Raw genomic sequence first — 5,191 nt, forward strand, 5'->3', positions numbered from 1 at the left:
AGCCTCACAAATCTCTTCAACCGTGGTCAACTCAAAACCCTGCGAACCAAACAGTGAGAGCGCGGCTTCATTAATACGGCCACGCACTTCCTGTTTGCGCTGTTCGCGTCGACTTATGGATTTGGCCTCAGGCCTGATGGGTGAAACGTTTTTCATAGCACGTTAGGAGGTACCGGATTGGTTTGGCTGATAATACCTTCAATACGATCACGCAGCGCATTATCTGACTTTTCAGTGCTGGGACGAATCCAGAACTTGTCTTCTTTGAGGGCCTGGACGGCGTAGGCGGCAACCTCCTGGGGTGAGGTGGTTTCCAGTTCCATACCGAACTGCTCCATCATCTTTTTCATGTCATCAACAGAACTGATACCGGACGCCTTTACACCACTGCCGGGTAAATCTTCAGGACGTACACGCTCAGAGTTAAACAGGCCGGTATCCACAACATGCGGGCCGGGAAACAACGCATTGACCTTTACCGGCGACTGTTTGGCCAGCATCTGATAATACAGGGTTTCGGTGATGGCCATCACCGAGGCCTTCGTGGTTGTGTAAATAGGCGCATCAGGCAGCATCAGAAATGCACCGTTGCCAGATCCGGTGACCACGAAGTGAGCTTCCTCGTTCTGCTCAACCAGACGCGGCATAAACGCATTAATGGAGTGTATGACCCCCCAGATATTTACCGAGAACGCCCACTTCCAGTCATTGAGGTTGTAGTCCCACATGTCACCAGCTTCACCGGCACCGATACCGGCGTTGGCAAACATCAGATGAACTGCACCAAACTCGGCAAAGGCTTTGTCGGCCAGGTTGTTGAGATCTTCCTGACGGCTCACATCGGTGCGTACGCCGATAGCCGGGGTGCCGCGTGAATTTAAGGCAGCTACGGCCGTTTCCAACCCTTTTTCATCTACATCCGCCAGCACAATCTTGGCGCCTTCTGCCGCCAACGCATCGCCGAGCGCGCGACCTACCCCACTGGCACCACCGGTAATGACCGCTACCTTGTCTTTAAAATCTTTCACCTGTCAGTTCTCCAACCGTTATCGTTATTTACGTTAGCCTGAGCACGACTGTATTACAGCTCCCAAAGTTTTTACACACTTGTTACCTTTTTTTAATTTGCCTGCGAAATCGCTGCAAACTGGAGCCCCTTCCTGCCAGATGGCATAATGCGCCGCTTCCCGACGCTGCCACAGGACACCCCATGAAAACACTGGATGCCTTTCTCGCTGAAAGCGCTGTCGAACCAAGCCTGAACGATGTGATTCGCCGCATTGCCACCTGCTGCGAGGCAATCAATCAGCAATTGCAGCGCGGTGAACTGGCTGGCATCCTCGGCAGCGCTGGGGCAGACAACGTGCAAGGCGAAACCCAGAAAAAACTGGATGTTATCGCCAACGATATGCTCAAGGAAGCCTTGCAGGCCTGCCCCCAGGTGCGCGGCATTGCCTCTGAAGAAGAAGACGAGGTGGTAGCGGCCAATCTGAAGGGGCAGTACCTGGTAACGTATGATCCGCTGGACGGCTCGTCCAATATCGACATCAACAGCATGGTTGGCACCATTTTCTCGGTACTCAAAGGACAGGGCGACGGCCCGGTCAGCGAGCAGGAGTTTCTGCAACCCGGCCGAGATCAGGCTGCTGCCGGTTATGTGCTTTACGGACCTTCCACCATGCTGGTATTCAGCACCGGTGACGGCGTGAGCATGTTTACCTTTGACCCCGCCACCAATGACTGGATACAAACGGTTGAGCGGGTAGCGCTGGCCCCGGATACCAAAGAGTTTGCCATTAACATGTCAAACCAGCGCTTCTGGGCTGAGCCCATGCAGAACTATGTTGCCGATTTACTTCAGGGCAGCGCCGGTCCGCGCGGCAAAAATTTCAATATGCGCTGGGTAGCGGCCATGGTCGCGGATGTGCATCGCATTCTGTGCCGTGGCGGCCTGTTCAGCTATCCTTGGGATTCGCGTAAACCCGACCAGGCCGGCAAACTGCGCCTGATGTACGAAGCCAATCCGATGGGCATGTTGGTAGAGCAGGCTGGCGGTGAGGCGTGGACCGATAGCGGCCGGATTCTGGATATTCAACCCGAAAAAATTCACCAGCGGGTGCCAGTGATTCTGGGCTCGAGCGAAGAGGTGAAGTGTTGCGTGGAGTATCACCAGCGTTGAGCTGAATTTATCTCCTGAAGGGATGATTCTTCGCGAGCAGGGCTCGCTCCCACAAATCTGGCTCTATCGAAGCCTGTGGGAGCGGGCCTGCCAGCGAAATGCTAACAGTTCAGTAAAAACTAAAGACTAAAAACCCCATCCTTTAACTGCGCAGTACGGCCGACAAATTCCTCTTTCATGGCATCGGCCATCAGGTCGGCATTTTCGCTGTAGGCAACGGTTCGTTTGCCGTCAGGCAGGGTCACTACCACCACCGCTCGCCAGGGATTATCCCCCTGGAACAAAACCGTGCAGCCCACAATTTTGCCGGCACCCGCATCCACCTTAACCAACTCTAGCGGGGGCGCCTCTGCGCGCGCTTCAGCGGTCAGGTCCGCAAAGCCAAAGCCGTTCGGGTTGGGCTCGGTAGACCACACACCAAAGCCCTGCTTGGTCAGCATGCCGCTCACCGACGTGACATAACCTTTTTTACCTGGCTGTCCACGTAATAGTTCTGCCATGCGGGCGGTGGATTGCAGCACATAGTTGTTAAGTGGGCCGCCACCAAAGGTCATACCACCAGTGACCGTGATCTGCTGGTCGAGGGAAATGCCTATTTCTCGGGCATAAATCTGTACCGCCGATGGAAAGCAGCTGTACAGCTCCAACAGGTCGATATCGTCTACTGTCATGCCGGCCAGTTCCAGCGCCTTTTTTCCCGCTAATCGGGCACCGGGGCAACCGCCCAGATCCACGCGCTGGGAGGTGTTCACCATAAAGTTGCTTTCAGTGCTGGCCAACGGGAATACCCACTTCTCGCGAGGAATGCCCATGGCCTCGGCCTTGGCCACCGAGCAGAACAGCAGCGCGCCAGCCTGATCCACGTTCCACTGACTGTTGTGATACTTGGTATAGGGGAAAGCGAGCATTTTGTTCTTGGGAGAGGCATTGCGAATCTGGTCCGCGCTCATACCATCGCGAGCCCAGGCGTGAGGGTTGTCTTTGGCAACATCTGCCATGCCCTCGTAGAGCGCCGCAACACGATCGCGATGGCTTTCAATATCTTCACCCGTGGCATGACGCAATGCGCTTTCCATCAAGGCGTAGTAGCCCACAGGCATACCCAGACCGGCATCAGATTCTACTTCTGACCAGATCTCCTGCTCGGGCTCAAGCAGAATATCCGGCGCCTCAGTCTGCGCAGTTTCCGGCGCCTCAATGCCCTGAATGGTCGCCTGCAGCGCCCGAAATTTAGCTTCGCCGCCCACCACCAGTGCAGTGTCGATGTCACCTGCAGCAATCAACTGGCAGGCGTCAGCAAACAACCCTTGCTGCAAAATGCCGATCTCGGCCAGCAAGGTAGTGGCCTGCGGGGCACCCACGGCCTCGCCGATCAGACGGGCTGGATTGCTGTAGTTCCACACACCCCGCGGCACACTGATACGTTTTACATCGCGCAGCAACTGCGGCGCGCCACTGTCTTCGCCGGCCGCCTGGGCCGCCCGAATCATCAGCGCAACGGCCTCATCGGCTTTGGCGACGTCGGTTTCGCGCTGGTTGAGCACGCCAATTCCAACCAGTACCGGTGTATTTGGTGAAAGTGTCATCTCAACCTCTCTTATCGTGTGTAGGGAACTAGTTTGCTCGAATCACCAATGACGCGAGACCGTTTTGGCCCCAGATCGCCAGAGCCACCGGACCATCAATACTGCTCAATCCTTGCGGCAATTCCATCATGGCGGCTTTCACCTGATCTGTCAGTGTCGCCAGCAACGGCAAGTTGTCTATATCGCCGGCCTGAATACCCAACGATCGCAGCTGCTCTGCACTGATGGCCACCACCTCAACCGCGTCAAAGTCAGCAGCGAGTACCTCGTTGATATCCAGCAATCCCGTTTTTTCAGCAACATCCGCGCTTAAACGTGCCTGCAGTCGCTGCAGCGCAATACCGCCACTACCACCGCCTTCCAGCGTCAACAATTGGCCGTAAAGCGCAAGCATGGGGGCAAGCATGGGAGACAGTTCGGGCTCGCTACTGGCAAACTCCAAGCCCTGAAGTGGCAGCTGCAGATCGCCGCTCGAAAACGTGCCGTGGTTGTTGAGGGACGCAAAATCCTTGAAGGCAGGTACTGCGATAACCGGTGCTGAAGATGCCATAGCCACAGGCGCGGCGAGCGTTAATGCAGGCGTTGCTAGCAAGCCGCCGGCACTCAAAACGAGCACCGCCGCCGCTGCAGAAACCAAACGGGGCTTATGCATGTCGAAATCCAAAATCAGACTACTGGGTCAGCCCGTTACTGACTTTTTCTTAACGTTTTAAACGGGTTACGACGCAGTAACGAGCAAGGCCCGCTCTGCGCCGGCACGAAGTTTACCCATTCAAACGCTTTAACACCATAGGCAAATCGTCAGCTGGTTTTGGCAAGGGGACAGTCTGCATCTCGGTGCCAAAATTCGCCGGCAGGGAGAATTCATAACGCGTTAGGAACTGGTGCAGGAAGTTTTTGGTTTGCATCAGCGCAAAGTGCATACCGATACACTTGTGAGCACCGCCACCAAAACCGACAAAGCTGAAGGAGTGCCGTTTGTGCTCATTGCGCGGCTCCAACCAGCGATCAGGATCAAACTTCTCAGGCTCATCCCAGTACTCCGGCATGCGATGCACATATTGCGGCGCAAGGAAGAGGATGGTGTTGGCCGGAATGTGATAGCCGCCAATCTCGCAATCGTTGATGGTGCGACGCTGCATCATCATTACAGACGGGTGCAGACGCAGTGCTTCACGCACAGCAGCATCAGCCAGTGGCATCCTGTCCAGATCCTCGTACTCGAGGTAATCTTTACCAATAGCCTGGGCTTCTTCACGCAAACGCTGCTGCATCTCAGGATTTCGCCCCAGATGATAAAGCAGATGGCTCAGTGCGGAGGTTGTGGTGTCATGGGCGGCAAACAGCAGGAAGCTCATATGAGCAACAATGTCCTGGTCGCTGAAGTACTCACCGTCTTCGTTTTTCTCTTTCGCGAAGTAGCTGA

Annotated in this window: 5 protein-coding genes; 1 reads left to right on the forward strand and 4 read right to left on the reverse strand. The window is 55.3% G+C overall.

Annotation, left to right across the window (positions count from 1 at the left end; translation table 11 throughout):
• Positions 1-152: 152 nt before the first annotated feature.
• Positions 153-1,028, reverse strand: coding sequence for an SDR family NAD(P)-dependent oxidoreductase (locus ABYP39_RS17120; RefSeq protein WP_372750143.1), 876 nt, complete (start codon positions 1,026-1,028; stop codon positions 153-155).
• A 182-nt stretch (positions 1,029-1,210) separates the two neighbouring features.
• On the opposite strand from ABYP39_RS17120, the gene ABYP39_RS17125 reads away from it, so the two are divergent.
• Entirely contained in the window at positions 1,211-2,179 is a 969-nt protein-coding gene (locus tag ABYP39_RS17125) for a class 1 fructose-bisphosphatase (RefSeq protein WP_372764189.1), read from the forward strand.
• 119 nt (positions 2,180-2,298) lie between these two features.
• Here the strand turns inward: ABYP39_RS17125 and ABYP39_RS17130 are convergent, their stop codons facing one another.
• From ABYP39_RS17130 to ABYP39_RS17140, 3 genes are all read right to left on the reverse strand, one after another.
• Positions 2,299-3,765, reverse strand: a complete 1,467-nt coding sequence (locus tag ABYP39_RS17130; protein WP_372764191.1) for an acetyl-CoA acetyltransferase — start codon at positions 3,763-3,765, stop codon at positions 2,299-2,301.
• Between the two features lie 28 nt (positions 3,766-3,793).
• The gene (locus ABYP39_RS17135; protein WP_372748541.1) at positions 3,794-4,417 is read right to left on the reverse strand and encodes a hypothetical protein; all 624 of its coding nucleotides are present in this window, start codon (positions 4,415-4,417) and stop codon (positions 3,794-3,796) included.
• A 112-nt stretch (positions 4,418-4,529) separates the two neighbouring features.
• A partial coding sequence (locus tag ABYP39_RS17140; RefSeq protein ID WP_372783800.1) for a cytochrome P450 occupies positions 4,530-5,191 on the reverse strand: 662 nt, incomplete at its 5' end.

Origin of the sequence: Litorivivens sp., from assembly GCF_041625495.1 — a bacterium.
GTDB lineage: Bacteria > Pseudomonadota > Gammaproteobacteria > Pseudomonadales > Spongiibacteraceae > Litorivivens.

Coding starts and splice junctions, on each gene's coding strand:
- ABYP39_RS17125 (WP_372764189.1), top strand. CDS start 1,211: ATGAAAACACTGGATGCCTTTCTCGCTGAAAGCGCTGTCGAACCAAGC.
- ABYP39_RS17130 (WP_372764191.1), bottom strand. CDS start 3,765: ATGACACTTTCACCAAATACACCGGTACTGGTTGGAATTGGCGTGCTC.
- ABYP39_RS17135 (WP_372748541.1), bottom strand. CDS start 4,417: ATGCATAAGCCCCGTTTGGTTTCTGCAGCGGCGGCGGTGCTCGTTTTG.